The sequence below is a fragment of the Streptomyces incanus genome, from assembly GCF_042656345.1.
GTDB lineage: Bacteria > Actinomycetota > Actinomycetes > Streptomycetales > Streptomycetaceae > Streptomyces > Streptomyces incanus.
The window spans coordinates 1-541 of record NZ_JBHSPC010000180.1 but is presented as its reverse complement, the minus strand read 5'-3'; the positions used below and the strand labels follow the sequence as shown (position 1 = coordinate 541).

1 protein-coding gene is annotated in these 541 nt (G+C 70.1%); it reads right to left on the bottom strand.

Translation table 11 applies throughout. The features are described from left to right. Positions 1-534: IS701 family transposase (locus ACFP2V_RS38560; protein ID WP_381221420.1), on the bottom strand; the 534-nt coding region annotated here is incomplete at its 3' end. Positions 535-541: the final 7 nt, after the last annotated feature.

The following is a 541-nucleotide window of genomic DNA, read 5'->3' as shown; positions in this document are numbered from 1 at the left end:
CCGATGCCGTGCCGCGTCGGGGATACCCGCCTTGGCGCGGCGGTGCCGGATCGCCTCGGCCAGCAGCGGGTCCTCGCCGTGCTTGGCGTCGTCCCAGCTCTCGGGCAGGAACAGGCGCCAGTCGACGGCCGAGGACGCGCGGTCGGACACCAGGTTCACGCTGACCCCGATCTGGCAGTTGCCGCGCTTGCCCAGCGCGCCGCAGTACATCCGTGCCACCCCCGGGGAGTCATAGCCGTCCTTGGGGAAGCCGACGTCGTCGATGGCGTACGCCTCCGGGCCGATGTGCGCTGCGGCCCACCGGGCCATCCGCTCACGGACTTTGGAATAGTCCCAGGTCGAGGAGGACACGAACTGCTGGAGCTGCTGGTGGTCCACGCCCAGACGCTCGGCCATGGGCTGCATGGACTTGCGCTTGCCGTCCAGCATCAGTCCCCGCAGGTACAGCTCGCCCTTGGCTCGCTGATCCCGACGGGCCAGCGAGCCCAGCATCTGGGCCGCGAACGCCTCCAGGCGCGGGCGAACCTCTTCCATCTCCTCA